Genomic DNA, 20,088 nt, shown 5'->3' with positions numbered 1-20,088 from the left:
GATTCACGGCGTTTTTCGCGAACTCCACACCCGTAACACAGGAGATTTCGCATCCCGCCGCCCGATTCCTCCTGAATAGAGGTCTGGACGGCCCTCGCGGGCCGACTTCTCCTGAGTTGCGGACGCCACCACCACCACCAACGCCGAAGGGGTGCCCGGCCGAAGCCGGACACCCCTTCAGGATGCTGTCGCGCTGTTACCAGCTGGACTTGGTGATACCGGGCAGCTCGCCACGGTGCGCCATGTCGCGGAAACGGACACGCGAGATGCCGAACTTGCTGAGGTTTCCACGGGGACGGCCGTCGACGGCGTCGCGGTTGCGGACGCGGATCGGCGAAGCGTCGCGGGGGAGCTTCTGCAGGCCCAGGCGGGCCGCTTCGCGCGACTCGTCGGTGCCGTTCGGGTCGACGAGAGCCTTCTTGAGCTCGAGGCGCTTGGCGGCCCAGCGCTCGACGATTACCTTGCGCTGCTCGTTCTTGGCGATCTTGGACGTTTTTGCCATGTGTCTAGCGCTCCTCTCGGAAGTCGACGTGCTTGCGCACTACGGGGTCGTACTTCTTGAGCACGAGACGGTCGGGGTCGTTGCGGCGGTTCTTCTTGGTCACGTAGGTGTAACCGGTACCAGCCGTCGAACGAAGCTTGATGATCGGACGAACGTCCTGCTGCTTTGCCATTAGATCTTCTCCCCACGGGCCAGGAGGTCCTTGACCACGGACTCGATGCCGCGGGCGTCGATGACCTTGATGCCCCTGACGCTCAGGGTCAGGGTCACGTTACGGCGAAGCGACGGAACGAAGTACGTCTTCTTCTGGATGTTCGGGTCGAAACGACGCTTCGTGCGTCGGTGCGAGTGCGAAATGTTGTGCCCGAAGCCGGGAACGGCTCCAGTCACCTGGCACACTGCTGCCATTTGTTTTCTCCAATACCGCGGAGCCGAATGCTCCGCCCAAGGTCACTTGTCGGCACGCTCAACCCCCGTGATCCGAGGATGGTGGGGGTTTGCGTACGATCGGAGCGGGAGAGGCCCACTCGACCAAACATCAATACTACGCGACGGATGCGCGCCGCGCCAATCGCGTGCAGCTCACGCCACGCGCGAGCGGCTCACACCACGCGCGAGCAGTTCTCGCACAGCCCGAACACGTCGACCACGTGCTGCGCCTGCGTGAAGCCGTGGGATGCCGCGGCCGCCTGCGCCCACTGCTCCACCGCATCCGCTTCGATCTCGACCGTGAGGCCGCAGTTGCGGCAGATCAGGTGGTGGTGGTGGCCGGTGGTGCAGGCGCGGTAGAGGCTCTCGCCCTCGGGGGACTGGAGCGAGTCGGCGTCGCCCTCGGCGGCGAGGTCCGCGAGCGCGCGGTACACCGTAGCCAGGCCGATGGGGGAGCCGGTCTCGTGCAGGCTCAGGTGAAGTCCTTGCGCGCTGATGAAGCCCTCCGTCGAGGTCAGAGCCTCGCGGACGGCCTCTCGCTGCCAGGTGTTGCGTTTCACGTGTCCAAGGCTAACCCGCCACCCTCACGAGTCGCCGTGAGCTCTGCCGCACCCCGACGAGCCGGCAGATGACGTAGATGACGAATGAGATGGTGGTGACGTAGGGACTGATCGGGAGCGAGCCGCCGAGGGCCAGGAGGATGCCGCCGACAACCGACACGAGCGCGAATCCGACGCTGAGCAGGGGGACGGCGAGGGGTGACGACGAGATCCGCATCGCGGCCGCTGCCGGGGTGACGAGCAGGGACAGCACCAGGAGCGCTCCGACGATCTGCACCGAGACCGCCACCGCGAGCCCGAGCAGCACCATGAACGCGAGAGAGACGAATCGCACCGGCACGCCGCGCGAGGCTGCGACGTCGGCATCCAGGCTGTCGAACGTCAGGGGGCGCCAGATCACCAGCAGCCCGATGAGCACCACGGCTCCGATCAGCATGAGCCAGCCGAGCTGCGGGTCGTCGACCGAGACGATCTGTCCCGTGAGCAGCCCGAACTTGTTGGCGCTGCGTCCCGGATACAGCGCGAGGAACAGGATGCCGAGGCCGAGGCCGAACGGCATCAGCACGGCGATGATCGAGTTGCGGTCCCGCGCCTTCGCGCCGAGCACCCCGATCAGGACGGCCGCGATGAGCGAGCCCCCGATCGAGCCGATCACCACATTCGCCCCGAACAGCAGCGCCGCGGCCGCCCCGGCGAACGACAGCTCGCTGATTCCGTGCACGGCGAACGCCATGTCGCGCTGCATCACGAACACGCCGATCAGGCCGCCGACCACCCCGAGCACGGCGCCGGCGAGGATCGAGTTCTGCACGAGCCCGAGCAGTTCGCCGTAGTTGGCGAAGTTGAACAGCTGCGACCAGAGATCGGGGGAGTCCGCGAGCTGGGCGATCACGAGGCCGCCTCGCGGTGGCTCTCGTGCGTGTCCGCGTGGTGGTCGTGCGTCTCCGCATCCGGGATCCCGACCACGACGATGCGTCCGTGGGTCCGGATGACGTCGACCGGCGTCCCGTACAGGTCGGTCAGCACGTCGCTGCGCAGCACTTCGTCGGGGGTGCCCTCCCGGAACCGGCCGCCGGCCAGATAGAGCACCTTGTCGACCATCCCGAGCACCGGGTTCACGTCGTGGGTGACGAAGACCACCGCGCTGCCGTGGTCGCGTCTGCGGCGGTCGATGAGCTCGCTGACCCCGCGCTGGTGCTGCAGGTCGAGCGAGAGGAGGGGCTCGTCGCACAGGAGCAGCGACGGGTCTCCGGCGAGCGCCTGCCCGACGCGCAGCCGCTGCTGCTCACCGCCGGAGAGCGTGCCGACGGGCGCGTCCGCGTAGCGCTGGGCGCCGACCGCTTCGATCAGCCGCTCCACCTGCTCGCGGTCGGACCGCGACGGAACGGGGAGCCCCCACCGGTGCCCGTTGACGCCGAGCGCCACCAGGTCGCGGGCGCGCATCGGCGTTCCGGCCGCGATGAGCTTCTGCTGCGGGATGTACCCGATGCGGCGATCGCCGCGGCGCACCGGATGCCCGTCGAAATCGATCGTCCCGGAATCGAGCTGCTGCTGGCCGAGGATCGTCTTGAGCAGACTCGTCTTGCCCGACCCGTTGGGGCCGAGCACCGCCACGAACTCTCCTGCGTGCACGTCGAGGTCGAGCCCGCTCCAGAGCGTGCGGTCGCCGAAGCCGAGGTCCGCGTTGCGGAGGCTGAGAACCACCGGGCCCTCGGCCGGGTCGGGGACGCGGTCGAGCGGCTCGGTGGTGATGCCGTCTGCGATGCCTGTCATTCGCCGAGGGCCTTGGCTACGGCGTCAGTGTTGGCCGTCATCCAGCCGATGTAGTCCGTGCCGCTCGGGAGGGTCTCGGTGACCGGCACGGTCGCCACGCCGGCCTTCTTGGCCGCGGCCAGGACCATCTGGGTCTCGGGGCCGCTGGTCTGCTCGTTGTAGGCGAGCAGTTTCACGTCGCCGTTGCGGAACAGGTCGAGCGTCCGCTCGAGCACGGCGGGGGAGACGTCGGTGCCGGCTTCGATGGCCGCGCTGAACGCTTTCGGGGTCTTGTCGGTGAGGCCGATCGCGTCGAGCAGGTACAGGGGGACGGGCTCGGTGATCGCCGCACCCTCGCCGGCGTACTTCTGCTTGAGCTGGGCGGTGCGGTTCTCGAGCGCGGTGAGCTGCGCGGTGAACGCCTGGCCGTTCTTCTGGAAGGTGGCCGCCTGCGAGGCGTCGGCCTTCGAGAGTGTCGCGACCAGCGCGTCCGCGACCTTCTGCATCGTGGGGAAGTCGTACCAGACGTGCTCGTTGAGGTCGTCGCCGCCGGACGCCTTCTTGCCGGAGATGTCGACGGCGTCGAGCACCACGACCTTGTCGTTGTGCGCCGCCTTCAGCATGGTGTCCATGAAGTCGTCGTAGCCTCCGCCGTTCTCGATGACGATGTCCGCCTTCGAGATCTGCAGCTGGTTCTGCGCGCTGGCTTCGAACGAGTGCGGGTCTTGCGCGGGGTTGCTCATGATCGAGGTGACACTGACGGCGTCGCCGGCGATGGTCCGGGCGATGTCGCCGTAGACGTTGGTGCTGGCGACGACGGAGAGCGTGCCGGGGGCCGTCTGGCCGGATGCTCCGGACGAGCATCCCGTGAGCGCGAGGGCGGCGGCAGCGGCGAGGGCGAGGAAGGAGACGAGGGATCGCGTCTTCATGGGGGACCTGTCTAAGTCGAGGGCGGGCCGGAAGGGGCCACACACGACCGTAACGCTTATTGATAATGATTGTCAAAACTGGTCAGTCGAAGCGCACGAACGCCCGCAGCACTCCGCCGTGCGCCTCACGGGTGTCCCCGAATCCGAGCGCCTCGTAGAAGGCCTTCTGACCGGGCTCGTCGTCCGTGAGCAGCACCTTCTGCCGCACATCCGGAAACGCGTCGAGCAGGGCGCTCACCAGACGGCGGCCGACGCCCGTGCGCTGCAGGGCCGGGTCGACCAGCACGTCCTGCAGATACAGGATGCTCGCCCCGTCGCTCACCACGCGTGCGAGTCCAACGAGCCGGCCGTCGGCGCGCGCCGTCGCCACCAGGCTCGAGCCGGCGATCGCTCGCGACAGCCGCTCGCCGTCCTTCGTGTACGCGCTCCAGCCGACGGTCCCGTACAGCGCCAGCGCCTCCTCCCGGCCGACGGAGGAGGGGTCTTCGAGTGCGACGACGGTCATCCCACCAGCCTAGGACGCCTCCCGCCAGCGCGACCGATGCACGCCGGGACGACCGACGCGCGCCGACGGGCCTCAGTCGAGCAGGAGTGCGGGCTCCTCGATGATCGACGCGACGTCGGCCAGGAAGCGCGACGCCACATCGCCGTCGACGATCCGGTGGTCGAACGAGGCGCCGAGCGTGGTCACGAAGCGCGGGCGCACTTCGCCGTCGACCACCCAGGGCTTCTGCTTGATCGTTCCGAGGGCGACGATGCCGGCCTCGCCCGGATTGAGGATGGGGGTTCCGGTGTCCATCCCGAACACGCCGATGTTGGTGATCGTGACCGTGCCGTTCGCCATGTCGGCCGGCGGCGTCTTGCCGTCGCGCGCCGTGATGGTGAGCTGCTCGAGGGCGCCGGCGAGTTCCAGCAGCGACATGTCCTGAGCGTCCTTGACGTTCGGCACGATGAGGCCGCGCGGGGTGGCAGCGGCGATGCCGAGGTTCACGTAGTGGTGAATGACGATCTCCTCATCCGTCCACGACGAGTTCACCGTCGGGTTGCGGCGCACCGCCCAGATGATCGCCTTCGCCATGATCAGCAGGGGCGACACCTTGACCCCGGCGAAGTCGGGCGAGTTCTTGAGGCGTTTGACGAACTCCATGGTGCGGGTCGCGTCCACGTCCACGAACAGGCTCACGTGCGGAGCGCTGAACGCGCTCGACACCATCGCGTTGGCGATCGCTTTGCGGACGCCCTTGACGGGGATGCGCTCCTCGCGGTCATCCGGCCACTCGGGCGTCTGGATGTTGCGGAACACACTCGCCTGGGTCGCCTCGCGCAGCACGTCGTCACGGGTGATGTCGCCGATCGGGCCCGTGGCCGTGACCTCGGAGAGTTCGACGCCGAGGTCTTTGGCGAGCTTCCGGATGGGCGGCTTGGCGATCACGGGGACGTTCGGCTTCACGCCGACCTCGTGGCGCACGGTGAGCGGCTGGGCCGGCGCGGCCGGAGCAGCAACGGGCGATGCAGCAGTCGGAACGGGCGCGACGGCCGGGGCTGGCGCTGCGGCGCCGGCGGATCCCGCGGCGACAGCCACCGGGATCGCGTTGGTCCCGGGGTGGGTGACCCGCCGTCGACGGCTGGCACCGTGACCCGACGAGCCGTAGCCCACGAGCACAGCACCCGGCTTCTCGGCCTCGGCGGGCGCGTCGGTCTCGTGCGAGACGCTGGCCGCAGCATCCGCCGCCGCCTCGGCGACCTCGCTCAGGGGCTCCGGTGCCGGGACGGGCGCGTCGCCCGAGCTCGAAACGGTGATGATCGCCGTGCCGACGTCGACGGTGTCGCCTTCGGACACGAGGAGTTCGCCCACGACCCCCTCGAACGGCGACGGCAGCTCCACGAGCGACTTCGCCGTCTCGATCTCGACGATCACCTGGTTGACCGCGACGGCGTCGCCGGGTCCGACCTTCCACGAGACGATCTCGGCCTCGGTCAGACCTTCGCCCACATCGGGCAGGAGGAACTTCGATTCGCTCATCGGCGGCTTCTTTCAGTTACGAGGTCGGGTGCGAGGTCGGCGGCCGGGCCGGGAGACCGGTCAGTACGCGAGTGCGCGGTCGACGGCCTCGAGCACGCGGTCGGCGTCGGGGAGGTAGATGTCCTCGAGCTTGGCCGGCGGGAACGGGGTGTCGAAGCCGGTGACGCGCAGCACGGGCGCCTCCAGCGAGTAGAAGGCCTTCTCGGTCACGGTCGCGGCGAGCTCGGATGCGACGCTCACGTTTCCGGGTGCCTCCTGCCCCACGACAAGGCGACCGGTCTTGCGGACCGATTCCAGGATGGGGCCGTAGTCGATGGGGGAGATCGAGCGGAGGTCGATCACTTCGAGGCTGATGCCCTCGTCGGCGGCGAGCTCGGCCGCACGCAGCAGCACGCTCACCATGCCGCCCCAGGCCAGCACGGTGACGTCGGTGCCCGTGCGCACGACCCGGCTGGCATGCAGCGGGGTCGGGTTCTGCGTGAGGTCGACCTCGCCCTTGGGCCAGTACCGGCTCATCGGCTCGAAGAACATCACCGGGTCGTCGGAGGCGATGGCCTCCTGGATCATCCAGTACGCGTCGTGCGGGGTGGACGGCGCCACGATCCGGAGGCCCGCGGTGTGCGCGAAGTACGCCTCCGGCGCCTCCTGATGGTGCTCGACCGCTCCGATGTGCCCGCCGTGCGGCACGCGGATCACGATCGGCATCGAGATCCTCCCGCTGTGCCGGTTGGTCATCTTGGCCAGCTGCGTGGTGATCTGATCGAAGCCCGGGAAGATGAAGCCGTTGAACTGGATCTCCACCACGGGACGGTAGCCGCGCATGGCGAGGCCGATCGCGCTTCCGATGATGCCGGCCTCGGCGAGCGGGGTGTCGACGACGCGCTGCGCGCCGAACTGCTGCTGAAGGCCCTCGGTCACACGGAACACGCCGCCCAGCGGGCCGACGTCCTCACCCATGATGATCACTTTGTCGTTGTCGGCGAGCGCCTTGCGCAGACCCGCGTTGAGCGCCTTGACCATCGGAAGGGTCTGCACGGGAGCCTCGCGGATTTCGGCGACGGCCGCGTCCGCGGCGACTTCCGTGCGCTCCTCCTGCAGGTCCTCCTGCGGGAGGTCCTGCTCGGCCACCGGGCCGGGCGCGTCGTCCTCGATCGCGAACTCGCGGGTCCACTCCTGCTCGGCGACATGGTTCTCGAGCGAGGTCGACGACGGCTCGGCCTCGACGATCTCGACCACGTCGATCGCCTGAGTCTGCGGCTGCTCGTCGGTCGACGGCTCCGGCGGAGCATCCATCAACTCCGCTTCGACCACTTCTGTTTCACTTCTCACGTCGCTCATGCGTCACCTCCGAAGGATGCCTCGTAGTCAGCGACCCACTGCTTCTGCTCCTCCATCAGAGGATGCGGCTCACTGTAGACGTTCTCGAACATCGACGCGACGGGCGGGTTGCCGAGCTCGAGGGTGCGCCGCCGGATGTCGGCGGCCAGGTCGGCCGCCTCCTCGTCCACGCCGTCGAAGAAGCCCTGCCCGACGCCCTGGTGCTCCAGGAACGTGCGGAACCGGATGATCGGATCGCGGTCCGACCAGTAGGCGAGCTCCTCGTCGGTGCGGTATTTGCTCGGGTCGTCGCTCGAGGTGTGCGCGCCGATGCGGTACGTGAGCGCCTCGATCATGCTGGGACCGTGTCCGTTACGGGCGTCGTCGAGGTGCTTCGCGGTGACCGCGTAGGTCGCGAGCACGTCGTTTCCGTCGACCTGCACACCCGGGATGCCGAAGCCGCTCGAACGCAGGTACAGGGGAGTGCGCGACTGCGTGCTCACCGGCACGGAGATCGCCCAGTGGTTGTTCTGCAGGAAGAACACCTGCGGAGTCTGGTAGCTGGCGGCGAAGACGAACGCCTCGCTCACGTCGCCCTGGCTGGTGGCCCCGTCGCCGAAGTAGACCATGACGGCCTCGTCGACCTCGGGGTCGCCGGTGCCGACCTTGCCGTCGAACTTCACGCCCATCGCGTAGCCGGTCGCGTGCAGCGACTGCGAGCCGATCACGAGCGTGTACAGGTGGAAGTTGTTGACCGCGGGGTCGGTCGGGTCCCAGCCGCCGTGCGTCGTTCCGCGCAGCAGGCCGATGATGCCGATCGGGTCGATGCCGCGGATCATGCCGACGACGTGCTCGCGGTAGGAGGGGAAGAGGTTGTCCTGCGGCTTGGCGGCGTAGGCGGAGCCGACCTGGGCGCCTTCCTGGCCGTGACTCGGCACCCAGAGGCCGAGCTGCCCTTGGCGCTGCAGGTTGGCCGCTTCGAGGTCGAAGGCTCGCACCTTCGCCATATCGCGGTAGAGCCGCCGGTAGTCGTCTTCGCCGAGACGCTCCAGGTAGGGCAGGTACTCCGCGGCCGGGTCGCTCGGCTGAAAACGGCCGTCGGCCGTCAGCAACTGGACGGTGTTCGCCGGGCGCGGGTTATCGTTCGTGGCAGCCACCGTACTAACCTAACCGCTTGGCGGGGTGCCCATTTGGTAGGTTTCGCACAAGATCGCCCGCGACCTCAAGGAGTTTCCCCACAGATTCCTGCTCCCCGACGCTGATCCGGATGCCCTCCGGAGCGAACGCTCGAACGGTGAGCCCGGCGTCGAAGAAGGCATCGTTGGCCCAGGCGGTCTGCTCGCCGGTGGCCAGCCAGACGAAGTTGCCCTGTGCCTGCGGAACGTTCCAGCCCTGCTCGATCAGCGCATCCCGGAGCTCGTCGCGACGCATCGCGACGCGGGCGACCCGCTCCATGAGCTCTTCTTCGGCGTCGATCGACGCGAGGGCGGCCACTCGAGCTGCGTCGGTGACCGAGAGGGGGATCGCGGCCGAGCGTGCGGCGTTGAGCACGGCCTCCGGTCCGACCGCGTAGCCGATGCGGAGGGCCGCCAGCCCGTACGCCTTCGAGAAGGTGCGCAGCACCACGAGATTCGGGTGGCGCACGAGCAGCGGGATGCCGTCCACCGACGTGTCATCGGTCGCGAACTCGTAGTACGCCTCGTCGAGGAGCACCAGGAGGTCGCTCGGCACCAGCGCCATGAAGGCGTCGAACTCGGCCGCCGTGACGATCGGGCCGGTCGGGTTGTTGGGCGTGCACACGATGACGACGCGCGTCCGGTCGGTGATCGCCGCAGCCATCGCGGGCAGGTCGTGACCGGCGTCGGGCCGGTTCGGCACCTGGACACTGGTCGCCCCGGCGACGGTGACGAGCCCGGGGTACGCCTCGAACGACCGCCACGAATAGACGACCTCGTCGCCGGCTCCGGCCGCAGCCGAGATCAGCTGGGCGAGGAGCGACACCGAGCCGTTGCCCAGATGCACCTGGCCCACACCGACGCCGTGGCGCTGCGCGAGCCGCTCACGCAGGTCGAGCCCACCGGCGTTCGGGTAGCGGTTGAGGTCGCCGAGCACGCCGGCCACCGCATCCATCACCCCGGTGAGTGGCGGGAACGGATTCTCGTTGCTCGACAGCTTGAAGCCGTCGGACGGCGCCGCCCTCCCCTGCTTGTAGGCAGGAACGTCCACGATCTCCTGGCGAAGTCTCACCCCAGGGGCGTCATCGGTACTCACAGACCCAACTTACCCGCGGGTGCATTCCTCGGGGGGAATTCCTCGTCGGGGCTTGCCCCGACCGCCCCTCCTGCCATCATGGGTGCCATGCGATTCCTCCTCAGGCTGATCATCAACGCCGTGGCACTCTGGCTGACCACGCTCATCGTCGCGGGCGTCACCGTGAAGCCGTACGACACGGGCACACTGCCGACGATCCTGACCTACCTGCTGATCGCGCTCATCTTCGGTGTCGTCAACGCCATCATCGGCACGGCGATCCGCATCGTGGCGTTCCCGCTGTACATCCTCACGCTCGGCCTGATCTCGTTCATCGTGAACGGGCTGCTCCTGCTGCTGGTCGCCTGGATCAGCAGCCTGATGGGCTTCGGACTGTTCATCGCGAGCTTCTGGTGGGGTGTGCTGGGTGCGCTGGTGCTGGCGATCATCGCCTGGCTGCTCGGCCTCATCCTGCGCCCGCTCACCCGGCGCGACTGACGCGCGCGTCGTCCGGCGCCCGTCGCGGATGCGGGACAATAGAGAGGTACCCCACCACGCAAGGAGCCTCATGACCGCCCTGCCTCCCCAGCCGCTGAGCCCCCTCGACGGCCGCTACCGCTCGGCGGTCATCGGCCTCGGAGACCACCTCTCGGAGGCCGGTCTCAACCGGGCCCGCGTGCAGGTCGAGGTCGAGTGGCTCATCTACCTGACGAGTCACCGGATGTTCGGCTCGAGCCCCCTCACCGGGCAGCAGGTCGAATCGCTGCGCGCCCTGGCGTCGGACTTCGGCCAGCCGGAGATCGACCGCCTCGCCGAGCTGGAGGCCACCACCAAGCACGATGTGAAGGCCGTGGAGTACCTGGTGCGGGAGCGACTGCACGCGCTCGGGCTCGACAGCATCGCCGAGCTCACGCATTTCGCCGCCACCAGCGAGGACATCAACAACCTCGCCTATGCCCTCACGGTGAGCGCCGCGATCAACGAGGTGTGGCTGCCGAAGCTGCGCGCGGTGATCGGCGAACTGCGCGCGCAGGCGTTCGAGTACCGCGACGACGCGATGCTCTCCCGCACCCACGGCCAGCCCGCGACGCCCACCACGATGGGCAAGGAGCTCGCCGTGTTCGTCCACCGCCTCGAGCGCGTCGCCAAGCAGATCGCGGGCACCGAGTACCTCGGCAAGTTCAGCGGTGCGACCGGCACGTTCGCTGCGCACGTGGTGGCGGATGCCGGAGCCGACTGGCCGCGCATCTCCCGCGAGTTCGTCACCAGCCTCGGCCTCGAATGGAACCCGCTCACCACCCAGATCGAGTCGCACGACTGGCAGGCGGAGCTGTACAACCGCGTCTCGCACGTCAACCGCATCCTGCACAACCTCGCCACCGACATCTGGACCTACATCTCGCTCGGCTACTTCCGCCAGGTTCCGGAGCCGGGCGCCACCGGATCGTCGACGATGCCGCACAAGGTGAACCCCATCCGGTTCGAGAACGCCGAAGCCAACCTCGAGCTGTCGAGCGCCCTGCTCGACTCGCTGGCCGCCACGCTCGTCACGAGCCGCCTGCAGCGCGACCTCACCGATTCGACCACGCAGCGCAACATCGGCGTGGGCCTCGGCCACTCGCTCCTGGCGCTCGACAACCTCCAGCGCGGCCTCGGGCAGATCGCCCTCGACCGCGGTCTCCTCGCGGCCGACCTCGACACCAACTGGGAGGTGCTCGGCGAGGCGATCCAGACGGTCATCCGCGCCGAGGTCGCCGCCGGCCGCTCGCAGATCACCGACCCGTATGCGCTGCTCAAGGAGCTCACGCGGGGAAAGCGCGTCGACCGCGAGGGCCTGGCCGAGTTCGTCAGCGCGCTCGACATCGGCGAGGCCGCCAAGCAGCGCCTGCTCGCGCTCACGCCGCAGACTTACACCGGCCTCGCGTCCGCGCTCGTCGACGACCTCTAGCCGCCGAGCCCGTCCCGCCGCCGAGCCCGTCCCGCAATCGAGTCCGTCCCGCAATCGAGTCCGTCCCGCCGCCGAGCCCGTCCCCTAATCGAGTCCGTCCCGCAATCGAGTCCTGACTTAATGGGTCGAAACGCGCGGTTTCGACCCAACAAGTCAGGACTCGATTGTGGCGCGGCTGCGCGGCTGCGCGCGGCGGGAGCCTGCGCGCAGCGGGGCGGCTGCGCGCAGCCGGGGGGTCAGTGAGCGCTCGGCGGGTCGTTCTTCTTCTTCTGCTCGGCGTTCTGCTCTTCGAGGTCGTGGACCTCGGCCGCATTCGGCTTGAACGCGAGCGCGAACAGCGCCATCAGCACGAGCGAGAGGATGAAGGCCACCCCGAGAGACACGGCCGCGAGCACGAACTCCCGCGTGGCGATGAGCACGATCAGGCCGACGAAGACGCCCAGCCCTGCCGAGATGCCGAGAAGCTCGGTCGGCAGGAAACGGTCTTTACGGCTCGGCTGGGCGCTGGTGGTCACGTTCGGGTCCTTCTTGTCGCGCTTGGTCACGATCCACTCCCCGCGTTCTCGGCGGCCGAATCGTGGCGGGCGCCCATCTGCAGGGAGGCGCCGCCGATCCCCTGGAAGACGCCGACCACGACCGCCCACGCGCCGAACAGCCCGATCGCGAGCACCGCATCCGACGGGATGAGGAGGAAGACGACGGCGAGCACCGCGGTGAGGGCACCTGTCACGAGCCAGTCGCGCGCCGCCGGGTCCTTGCCCCGGTTGCGCAGGCTGCAGTACAGCTCGAGGCAGCCGGTGAGAGCCGCCCACACGCTGACGACGAACAGGTAGAGGCCGAGACCGCTGCCGGAGAGCGTGAGGGCCAGGATGCCCGCGAGCACGCCGATCGCGCCTTGGACCACGAACAGCGTGCGCGTCAGCGAGTCGGCGACGGTGCGCAGACTCAGCAGAGCGACGGCCGCCCCCTCGACCACGGCGTACGCGCCGAAGACGATCAATCCGAACTGTGCCGTGTGCGCATCCCGCGTGAACGTGATGACGGCGGCCGCGATCAGAGCGACGACGGCCCTGACGACGGGGACGACCCAGTATCGTTTGGATTTCTGGGCGGGAACAGCGGGTGCCACGCGGCGACCTCTCTCAAAGACATGGATTGTTCCCCAGTTTAGTCGCGGCCTCGCTGCGCGTTTGCCGCCAACGGATCTCCCGTCGACGGCCACCGAACCCTTCGATCGAGCCGGAGAACGCGTCAGAATGAAGGATGCCCATCCCGGATTCCTCTCGCGCTCCACTGCCGGCGCGCGAGATGCTGCGTGACACGGTCGAACGGCGCATCCACGAAGCGATCATGGACGGCTCCTTCGAGCCCGGCGAGATCCTGCACGACAAAGAGCTGCAGGATTGGCTCGGCGTCTCCCGCACGCCCATCCGCGATGCCCTCAACGAGCTCACGCGGGCCGGTCTGGTCGAGATGTCGGCCAACCGGTACACCCGCGTCGCCGGCCCGAGCGACGAGGACGCCGGGGCACTGCTCCGGTCGCTCGGCGTCATCTTCGGCGGGGCCGCGCGTCTCGCCGTGCCCGTCCTGAGCGACGAGGGTCGTGCATCCGTCGTCGCCGCCATCGACTCGGTGCTCGAGGCGGTCGCCGCCACGGATGCCGACGCCTACTCGCGCCGCCGCGGCCGGCTGTTCCGGCTCTTCGTGACGAACTGCGGAAACGAGCCGCTTCTCAAGCTCGCGCGCGAGAACGTCGACGGCCTCACGTTCCGGATGCGCGTCGCGCGCAACCGCATGGAGCCCGACTGGGAGGCCCTGCACGACGAGTACGGGCGGCTTCGCGCCGCCACCGATTCACGGGATGCGGTGGCCGCCGAACTCGCGACGGGCGCCATCCACGGGCTGCCGCGCTGACCCCCTGCCGCGCTGACCCTCAGCCGCGCTGACCCTCAGGCTCGCTGCGTCGTGGGGGAGTCGGTGTTCGACCAGAGCACGATGCCCGTGACGGCGGCCAGGGCCAGCAGGAACCCGCCTGTCGGAGTGATCGTGTCCGCTATCCGGTGCTGGGCGTAGAGGCCGGACACGATGCCGGCCAGCAGCCCCGCGCAGGCGACGATCGCATACGAGTACGAGATCACGCGGGCGATCCCGGTCAGCAGGAGCCCGCGCACGACGAGCGCCGCCGCCGCGATGACCCACGTGGCGACGAGCGGGATGGAGAGCGCGAAGCCGAGCTCGTCGCGCAGGAGCAGGCCCGGGGCCAGATAGATCGGAACTGCCGCGATCAACAGGGCGACGCCGAGGCCGCCGTACGTCAGCAGCCGGGAGCGTTCGGTGCGCATGCCCTCGATCGACGCGGTGAGCGCCGGCCAGGTGAGAGCGACGGAGAAGGCCACCACAGAGAGCGTGACGGAGCCGACGCCCTGAAGCAGGGTGAGCAGTACGACGTTCATGCTTCTATTCCACACCGTCAGCGGCGCCGCTCGCATCGTGCGCCCGGGCGACGCCCATCATCCTCGAGAGGTATTCCGGACGATGCGGGAATTCCTTCTCGTTCAGACCTCCATAGACTCGATCGCATGGTCGAGGTCAGCGATGCCTACTCGCGCCGAGCGGCGGAATACATCGAACTCTTCGGATCGATGAGCGCCGTTCACCCTTCAGATCGTCAGCTTGTAGCGACCTGGGCCGGCGGGATCGAGGGCAGCGTCATCGACGCTGGTTGCGGTCCAGGGCAGTGGACGAACTTCCTGGCCGAATCAGGGCTTCCTGCCCGCGGCACGGATTTGGTGCCCGAGTTCATCGAGCGTGCTCGGGCCCGGTATCCCGACGTGCCGTTCACGATCGGCAGCCTCAACGCGCTCGATGCCCCAGCTGGTTCCGTGGGCGGGATCCTCTCCTGGTATTCCCTCATTCATCACGAGCCCGGCGCGATCGCAGTCCCGCTCCGCGAGTTCAACCGTGCACTCCGGCCCGGTGGCACGCTGCTCATCGGGTTCTTCGAGGGACCCGTGGTCGAGGAATTCGCTCATGCGGTCGCCCCGGCGTACCGGTGGCCTGTGGATGACCTCAGCGGCGAGCTGGTCGCGGCCGGCTTCGACGTGGTCGAGTCGCACGTCAGGAAGACGTCCGGCCAGCGGTCGCAGGCAGCGATTGTCGCCCGGCGCAGAGACGCAGTCTGAGACCTAGATCGGCGCCATGTCGGTGAACCGCGAGAAGTGACCCTGGAAGGCCACGGTGACGGTTCGCGTGGGGCCGTTGCGGTGCTTGGCGACGATGAGGTCGGCCTCTCCGGCGCGCGGGTTGTCCTTTTCATAGGCCGACTCGCGGTGCAGCAGGATGACCATGTCGGCGTCCTGCTCGATCGAGCCGGACTCGCGCAGGTCGCTCAGCGCGGGGAGCTTGTCGGCCCGCTGCTCGGGACCACGGTTCAGCTGCGACAGGGCGATCACGGGCACCTGCAGCTCCTTGGCGAGCAGCTTGAGGGCTCGCGAGAACTCGCTCACCTCCTGCTGACGGCTCTCGACCCGCTTGCCGCTGGTCATGAGCTGGAGGTAGTCGATGATGACCATCTTGAGACCGACGCGCTGCTTGAGCCGGCGGCATTTGGCCCGGATCTCGACGAGGGTCATGTTGGGGCTGTCGTCGATGTAGAGCGGGGCGTCGTTGATGCGGCCGCGCGTGGAGGCGATGGTGGTCCAGTCGCGGTTGTCCACGGTTCCCTTGCGCATGCTCTGCAGGGGCACGGATGCCTCAGCGGAGAGCAGCCGCATCGCGATCTCGCTTCGGCCCATTTCGAGGGAGAAGAAGATGGTCGGCATGTCGTGCTTGATGGCGGCGGCGCGAGCGAAGTCGAGCGCCAGGGTGGACTTTCCGAGCGCGGGTCGCGCGGCGACGATGATCATCTGACCGGGGTGCAGGCCGTTGGTGAGCTCGTCGAGCTCGGCGAAGCCGGTGGGAACGCCCGTCATCGAGCCGTCTTTGTGCTTCGCGGCCTCGATCTCGTCGATGGCGACCGTCACGGCATCCGTCAGCGGAACGTAGTCCTCTGTCTCCTGCGAACCGGTGACGGAGTAGATCTCGGCCTGAGCGTTGTTGACGAGGTCGAGCACCTCGCCCTCGGCCTTGTAGCCCATCTGCGTGATCCGGGTTCCGGCCTCCACGAGACGGCGCAGCAACGCCTTCTCGGCGACGATGTTGGCGTAGTAACCGGCGTTGGCCGCGGTCGGCACCAGGCTGGTGAGCGTGTGGAGGTATTCGGCTCCGCCCGCCCGGGAGAGCTCGCCGACCTTGGTGAGCTCGTCGGTGACCGTGATGACGTCGGTCGGTTCGCCGTGCGAGTAGAGCGAGAGGATGGCGTCGTAGATGATCTCGTGCTTGGGGATGTAGAAGTCGCCTCCGCGCACGACCTCGACGACATCGGCCACTGCATCCTTGCTGAGCAGCATGCCGCCGAGGGCGCTCTGCTCGGCGAGGAGATCGTGAGGCGGCGTGCGCTCGTGACCCCTGCTCTCGCCCGGTTCGCGTTGGTCTGCGAGACCCAGATGGGCGATCGACACGGTTTCTCCTCTTGGCTTCTTCTGATTCTCGGCAGGCGCACGGGTAGCGCACTCGTTCCAGTGAACCGCCGCCGCGCGACTCTGCGCGTTGCGGCTCGCTGACGAGACCGATACTCACACCCACGACCGACACCGCACTTGCTGGAGCCGGTTGCGCCGACCCCCGATCGTCGACGTCGCTCCACCCTAGGGAGCACCGGACGATCCCCACAACTCGCCCTGTGGATAACGCTGGGGACAAACTGCGCGAAACGCCGCGCGCCATGTGCACAACCTGTGGGGAAAACTGTGGAAAGTCAACAAATCTTGGCTGGGATATATACCCTGACCAGGGATTTATCCATCCCCACCCTGTGTGTAGAAACTAGTCTCAATGTTGTGTCGAACCTTGCCCCCAAAGTGAGGGACCCTGTGTACAAACATCGGCATTCGGCTTGCGCGGGGCCTTAACAGGGTGTAGCGGCGAGCCGAAGCCCGCCGCTACATTTCCTGCTGTCCGTGCCTACTTGGCAGCGACCACCTGAAGGGTGATCGTGGCCGAGAGGTCGTCGCGGAGGCGAACGGTCGCCTCGTGGTCGCCGACGACCTTGATCGGGTTGGGCAGCTCGATCTTGCGCTTGTCGAGCTCACCGATGCCGGCCGCCTTGACGGCGTCCGCGACATCGGAGGTCTTCACCGAGCCGAAGAGGCGGCCTTCGCGGCCGGCCTTCACGGTCAGCTTGACCTTGGTGGCCTCGAGCTTGGCCTTGAGGTCCTGGGCCTGCTCGATGGTGGCGAGCTCACGAGCGGTGCGAGCCGCCTTGATCTGCTCGACCTGCTTCTCGCCGCCACGGCTCCAGCCGATGGCGAAACCCTGGGGGATGAGGTAGTTGCGCGCGTAGCCGTTCTTGACGTCGACGACGTCACCGGCCGAGCCGAGGCCGGAGACCTCGTGCGTCAGAATCACTTTCGACATATCCGTGGCTCCTAACGGCCCGAGCCGGCGTAGGGCAGAAGCGCCATCTCGCGTGCGTTCTTGACGGCACGGGCGATGAGGCGCTGCTCCTGCACGGAGACACCGGTGATGCGACGGGCGCGGATCTTTCCACGCTCCGAGATGAACTTACGCAGGGTCGCGACGTCTTTGTAGTCGATCACGCCAACGCGGATCGACTTCGCCGGAGCGGCGTTCTTGCCGTCCTTGCCCTTGCGGATCGGCTTGCGGCGGTCGCCGCTCGACTTTCCAGCCATGATTTCCTTTGCTTTCGTTGAAGTTTGTATCGTCCGCGGGAGCGAGCTCCCGGGAGGAGCCCTTAGAAGGGAGTCTCGTCGCTGTAGTTGCCCGGCGTGTTCCAGACGTCCGACCCGGAGGCCGATGCGTCGGAGGGTGCCGAAGCCGCCCACGGCTCCTCGACGGCGCCGCCGGGTGCTCCACCCGGGCCGCGCGACGACTGTGCGCGAGTGATCGAAGCAGTGGCGTAGCGAAGCGACGGACCGATCTCGTCGATCTCGAGCTCCATGCTCGTGCGCTTCTCGCCTTCCTTCGTCTCATAGGAACGCTGCTTCAGGCGACCCTGGGCGATGACCCGGGACCCCTTGGTCAGCGAACCGGCGACGTGCTCGGCGAATTCACGCCACACGCTCGCGCGCAGGAAGAGAGCCTCACCGTCCTTCCACTCGTTCGCCTGACGGTCGAACGTGCGGGGGGTGGATGCGATGGTGAAGTTGGCGACCGCGAGCCCGTTCTGCGTGTAGCGCAGCTCCGGGTCGCTCGTGAGGTTTCCCACCACGGTGATGACGGTCTCGCCTGCCATGGGACTAAGCGCCTGCCTTCTCGGCGGCAGCAGCCTTGGCGGGAGCGGCAGCCTTGCGGGCGGCCTTCTCGTCGGCGAGCTTCGCGGCGGCGGCGACCTGGGCGATCGCCTCTTCGGCACGGAGCACCTTGGTGCGCATGACGGCCTCGCTGAGCTTCAGCTGGCGGTCGAGCTCCTTGGTGGTCTCACCGTCGGAGGTCAGCTGAACGACGGCGTAGATGCCCTCGGTCTTCTTGTTGATCTCGTAGGCGAGGCGGCGGCGGCCCCAGATGTCGACGTTCTCGACGGTTCCACCGGCGTCGCGAACGACGTTGAGGAACTTGTCAAGGCTGGGAGCTACGGTGCGCTCGTCGATCTCTGGATCGAGGATGACCATCAACTCGTACTGATGCATGACTAACCCACCTCCTTTGGACTTAGCGGCTACAGACGGTCTGTAGCAGGAGGGTTGTACATCGGTCGTGCGGGCACAGAAATGCCCAGACAACCTACCAAGAGTAGCGGATCGCCCGGATGCACGCCAATCCGCCGCCGAACGCCGGAACCGCCGCGGCTAGGAGGAGGAGCGCTGCTCCCACCAGGCGAGCAGGCGCCGGGTGGCCTCCTCTTCGCCGAGCGGCCCGTCGTCGAGTCTCTGCTCGAGCAGGTAGCGCATCGCCTCGCCCACTTCGCGGCTCGGGCTCAGGCCGAGGATGCGCATGACCTGCTCTCCGTCGAGGTCGGGGCGCACCGCATCCAGTTCCTCTTTCTCCTGCAGCTCCCGGATGCGCGCCTCGAGGTCGTCGTAGGCGAAGCCCAGCCGGTCGGCCTTGCGCCGATTGCGAGTGGTCACGTCGGCCCGGGTGAGCATGTGGAGACGTTCGAGCTCCGCTCCGGCATCCCGCACATAGCGCCGCACTGCGGAGTCGGTCCAGTTGCTGTCGGTGTAGCCGAAGAACCGGAGGTGCAGCTCGATGAGGCGGGCGACGGAGTCGATGGTCGCCTTGTCGAACCGCAGCTCGGTGAGGCGCTTCTTCGCGAGCTTCGACCCCACCATGTCGTGGTGGTAGAAGCTGACCACTCCGCCCGGTTCAAGACGCCGGGTGGCCGGCTTTCCGATGTCGTGCAGGAGCGCGGCCAGCCGCAGCACGAGGTCGGGCTCCTCGCCGGGGTGCCGCGCCTTCTCGTAGCCGATGGCCTGATCGAGCACCGTCAGGCTGTGCTGGTAGACGTCTTTGTGGTGGTGGTGCTCGTCGATCTCCAGCCGCAGGGCCGGGACTTCGGGGAGCACGCGGTCGGCAAGGCCGGTCGAGACGAGCAGCTCGATCCCGGTGCGCGGTTCGTCGGTGATGAGCAGCTTGGAGATCTCGTCGCGCACCCGTTCGGCGCTCACGATCTCGATGCGGTCTGCCATCTCCGCCATCGCGTCCTCGGTGGCCTCGTCGACGGTGAAGCCGAGCTGCGAGGCGAACCGGGCGGCCCGCATCATTCTGAGGGGATCGTCGCCGAAGGAGATCTCGGGGCTGCTCGGGGTGGTGATGGTGCGGCTCAGCAGGTGCTCGACTCCACCGGAGGGGTCGACCAGCTTGACCTCGGGCACCCGCAGGGCCAGCGCGTTCACGGTGAAGTCCCGCCGCAGCAGGTCGCCTTCGAGCGTGTCGCCGAACTCGACGTCGGGCTTGCGGGTCGTCCCGTCGTAGCTGTCGGTGCGGTACGTCGTGATCTCGACGGTGTCGTCGCCGAGGCGGGCGCCGATCGTTCCGAACTGCCGTCCGATGTCCCAGACGGCGTCGGCGAGCGGGGAGACCACCGCGAGGATCTCGTCGGGACGGGCGTTCGTGGTGAAGTCGAGGTCGTGCACGGGACGGTCGAGCAGAGCATCCCGCACCGGCCCGCCGACCAGCGCCAGCTCGTAGCCGGCGTCGGCGAAGGCGGTGGACAACCGTGAGACCGTCGCCGACCGCGCGAGGTCGCCGAGGCGTGCGAGGGATTCGGCGACGCTGTGCATGGTGCCCCAGTTTACGGGCGCGCTCGCCGCAGTCTCTCA

The 20,088-nt window shown here is 67.9% G+C and carries 25 protein-coding genes; 4 read left to right on the top strand and 21 right to left on the bottom strand.

Translation table 11 applies throughout. The features are described 5' to 3' along the window. Positions 1 to 196: 196 nt before the first annotated feature. The 12 genes from rpsN to ACFVV5_RS00485 form a co-directional block, all read right to left on the bottom strand. Positions 197 to 502: a 30S ribosomal protein S14 gene (gene rpsN / locus ACFVV5_RS00540; protein WP_387237308.1), complete on the bottom strand. Its 306-nt coding sequence runs from the start codon at positions 500 to 502 to the stop codon at positions 197 to 199. Positions 503 to 506: 4 nt separating this feature from the next. After that, on the bottom strand, positions 507 to 674 hold the full coding sequence (rpmG, locus tag ACFVV5_RS00535) for a 50S ribosomal protein L33 (protein WP_027692168.1): 168 nt from the start codon (positions 672 to 674) through the stop codon (positions 507 to 509). Then, the gene (gene rpmB / locus ACFVV5_RS00530) at positions 674 to 910 is read right to left on the bottom strand and encodes a 50S ribosomal protein L28 (protein ID WP_387237302.1); all 237 of its coding nucleotides are present in this window, start codon (positions 908 to 910) and stop codon (positions 674 to 676) included. The genes rpmG and rpmB overlap by 1 nt, the downstream gene beginning before the upstream one ends. A 194-nt stretch (positions 911 to 1,104) precedes the next feature. After that, positions 1,105 to 1,491 carry a Fur family transcriptional regulator gene (locus ACFVV5_RS00525; protein WP_387237299.1) on the bottom strand — a complete coding sequence of 129 codons (387 nt, stop codon included), beginning with the start codon at positions 1,489 to 1,491 and terminating at the stop codon, positions 1,105 to 1,107. 10 nt (positions 1,492 to 1,501) lie between these two features. Continuing rightward, positions 1,502 to 2,383, bottom strand: a complete 882-nt coding sequence (locus ACFVV5_RS00520) for a metal ABC transporter permease (protein ID WP_387237297.1) — start codon at positions 2,381 to 2,383, stop codon at positions 1,502 to 1,504. Further along, positions 2,380 to 3,264 (bottom strand): metal ABC transporter ATP-binding protein, encoded by an 885-nt coding sequence (locus tag ACFVV5_RS00515; RefSeq protein ID WP_387237294.1) that lies wholly within the window; start codon positions 3,262 to 3,264, stop codon positions 2,380 to 2,382. The genes ACFVV5_RS00520 and ACFVV5_RS00515 overlap by 4 nt, the downstream gene beginning before the upstream one ends. Further along, positions 3,261 to 4,172, bottom strand: coding sequence for a metal ABC transporter solute-binding protein, Zn/Mn family (locus ACFVV5_RS00510; RefSeq protein ID WP_387237291.1), 912 nt, complete (start codon positions 4,170 to 4,172; stop codon positions 3,261 to 3,263). The genes ACFVV5_RS00515 and ACFVV5_RS00510 overlap by 4 nt, the downstream gene beginning before the upstream one ends. An 82-nt stretch (positions 4,173 to 4,254) precedes the next feature. After that, complete coding sequence (locus ACFVV5_RS00505) at positions 4,255 to 4,677, bottom strand: GNAT family N-acetyltransferase (RefSeq protein WP_387237288.1); 423 nt, start codon at positions 4,675 to 4,677, stop codon at positions 4,255 to 4,257. 72 nt (positions 4,678 to 4,749) lie between these two features. Then, on the bottom strand, positions 4,750 to 6,195 hold the full coding sequence (locus ACFVV5_RS00500; RefSeq protein WP_387237285.1) for a dihydrolipoamide acetyltransferase family protein: 1,446 nt from the start codon (positions 6,193 to 6,195) through the stop codon (positions 4,750 to 4,752). 60 nt (positions 6,196 to 6,255) lie between these two features. After that, positions 6,256 to 7,215: an alpha-ketoacid dehydrogenase subunit beta gene (locus ACFVV5_RS00495; protein WP_387238775.1), complete on the bottom strand. Its 960-nt coding sequence runs from the start codon at positions 7,213 to 7,215 to the stop codon at positions 6,256 to 6,258. 314 nt (positions 7,216 to 7,529) lie between these two features. Next, a complete protein-coding gene (locus tag ACFVV5_RS00490) occupies positions 7,530 to 8,669 on the bottom strand; it encodes a thiamine pyrophosphate-dependent dehydrogenase E1 component subunit alpha (protein ID WP_387237282.1) in 1,140 nt (379 codons plus the stop codon). A 4-nt stretch (positions 8,670 to 8,673) separates the two neighbouring features. Next, entirely contained in the window at positions 8,674 to 9,759 is a 1,086-nt protein-coding gene (locus ACFVV5_RS00485; RefSeq protein WP_387238772.1) for a histidinol-phosphate transaminase, read from the bottom strand. 111 nt (positions 9,760 to 9,870) lie between these two features. Here ACFVV5_RS00485 and ACFVV5_RS00480 point away from each other — a divergent pair, with 111 nt between their 5' ends. Together ACFVV5_RS00480 and purB are read left to right on the top strand one after the other, a co-directional pair. Further along, positions 9,871 to 10,260 carry a phage holin family protein gene (locus ACFVV5_RS00480; protein ID WP_387237279.1) on the top strand — a complete coding sequence of 130 codons (390 nt, stop codon included), beginning with the start codon at positions 9,871 to 9,873 and terminating at the stop codon, positions 10,258 to 10,260. Positions 10,261 to 10,330: 70 nt separating this feature from the next. Next, positions 10,331 to 11,710, top strand: coding sequence for an adenylosuccinate lyase (gene purB / locus ACFVV5_RS00475; RefSeq protein WP_387237276.1), 1,380 nt, complete (start codon positions 10,331 to 10,333; stop codon positions 11,708 to 11,710). A gap of 236 nt (positions 11,711 to 11,946) precedes the next feature. On the opposite strand, the gene ACFVV5_RS00470 is transcribed toward purB, so the two are convergent. Both ACFVV5_RS00470 and ACFVV5_RS00465 read right to left on the bottom strand, forming a co-directional pair. Next, positions 11,947 to 12,255 carry a hypothetical protein gene (locus tag ACFVV5_RS00470; RefSeq protein ID WP_387237273.1) on the bottom strand — a complete coding sequence of 103 codons (309 nt, stop codon included), beginning with the start codon at positions 12,253 to 12,255 and terminating at the stop codon, positions 11,947 to 11,949. Continuing rightward, positions 12,252 to 12,839: a DUF308 domain-containing protein gene (locus tag ACFVV5_RS00465; protein WP_387237270.1), complete on the bottom strand. Its 588-nt coding sequence runs from the start codon at positions 12,837 to 12,839 to the stop codon at positions 12,252 to 12,254. The genes ACFVV5_RS00470 and ACFVV5_RS00465 overlap by 4 nt, the downstream gene beginning before the upstream one ends. A gap of 134 nt (positions 12,840 to 12,973) precedes the next feature. On the opposite strand from ACFVV5_RS00465, the gene ACFVV5_RS00460 reads away from it, so the two are divergent. Then, complete coding sequence (locus ACFVV5_RS00460) at positions 12,974 to 13,624, top strand: GntR family transcriptional regulator (RefSeq protein ID WP_387237267.1); 651 nt, start codon at positions 12,974 to 12,976, stop codon at positions 13,622 to 13,624. Positions 13,625 to 13,659: 35 nt separating this feature from the next. Here the strand turns inward: ACFVV5_RS00460 and ACFVV5_RS00455 are convergent, their stop codons facing one another. Further along, positions 13,660 to 14,163 (bottom strand): hypothetical protein, encoded by a 504-nt coding sequence (locus ACFVV5_RS00455; RefSeq protein ID WP_387237264.1) that lies wholly within the window; start codon positions 14,161 to 14,163, stop codon positions 13,660 to 13,662. 126 nt (positions 14,164 to 14,289) lie between these two features. Between ACFVV5_RS00455 and ACFVV5_RS00450 the strand changes: the two genes are divergently transcribed. Continuing rightward, entirely contained in the window at positions 14,290 to 14,892 is a 603-nt protein-coding gene (locus ACFVV5_RS00450) for a class I SAM-dependent methyltransferase (RefSeq protein WP_387237261.1), read from the top strand. A 3-nt stretch (positions 14,893 to 14,895) separates the two neighbouring features. On the opposite strand, the gene dnaB is transcribed toward ACFVV5_RS00450, so the two are convergent. From dnaB to ACFVV5_RS00420, 6 genes are all read right to left on the bottom strand, one after another. Beyond that, complete coding sequence (dnaB, locus tag ACFVV5_RS00445; protein ID WP_387237258.1) at positions 14,896 to 16,269, bottom strand: replicative DNA helicase; 1,374 nt, start codon at positions 16,267 to 16,269, stop codon at positions 14,896 to 14,898. Between the two features lie 502 nt (positions 16,270 to 16,771). After that, positions 16,772 to 17,224 (bottom strand): 50S ribosomal protein L9, encoded by a 453-nt coding sequence (gene rplI / locus ACFVV5_RS00440; protein ID WP_387237255.1) that lies wholly within the window; start codon positions 17,222 to 17,224, stop codon positions 16,772 to 16,774. A gap of 11 nt (positions 17,225 to 17,235) precedes the next feature. After that, entirely contained in the window at positions 17,236 to 17,499 is a 264-nt protein-coding gene (rpsR, locus tag ACFVV5_RS00435; RefSeq protein ID WP_055897232.1) for a 30S ribosomal protein S18, read from the bottom strand. A 62-nt stretch (positions 17,500 to 17,561) separates the two neighbouring features. Next, the gene (locus tag ACFVV5_RS00430; RefSeq protein ID WP_387237252.1) at positions 17,562 to 18,062 is read right to left on the bottom strand and encodes a single-stranded DNA-binding protein; all 501 of its coding nucleotides are present in this window, start codon (positions 18,060 to 18,062) and stop codon (positions 17,562 to 17,564) included. Positions 18,063 to 18,066: 4 nt separating this feature from the next. Next, entirely contained in the window at positions 18,067 to 18,456 is a 390-nt protein-coding gene (gene rpsF, locus ACFVV5_RS00425) for a 30S ribosomal protein S6 (RefSeq protein WP_387237249.1), read from the bottom strand. A gap of 159 nt (positions 18,457 to 18,615) precedes the next feature. Continuing rightward, on the bottom strand, positions 18,616 to 20,049 hold the full coding sequence (locus ACFVV5_RS00420) for a CCA tRNA nucleotidyltransferase (RefSeq protein ID WP_387237246.1): 1,434 nt from the start codon (positions 20,047 to 20,049) through the stop codon (positions 18,616 to 18,618). Positions 20,050 to 20,088: the final 39 nt, after the last annotated feature.

The sequence above is a fragment of the Leifsonia sp. NPDC058248 genome (genome assembly GCF_042881905.1).
Taxonomy (GTDB): Bacteria; Actinomycetota; Actinomycetes; order Actinomycetales; family Microbacteriaceae; genus Leifsonia.
Note: the sequence above shows the minus strand (reverse complement) of the source record. Positions and strands in the feature narration are given on the sequence as shown.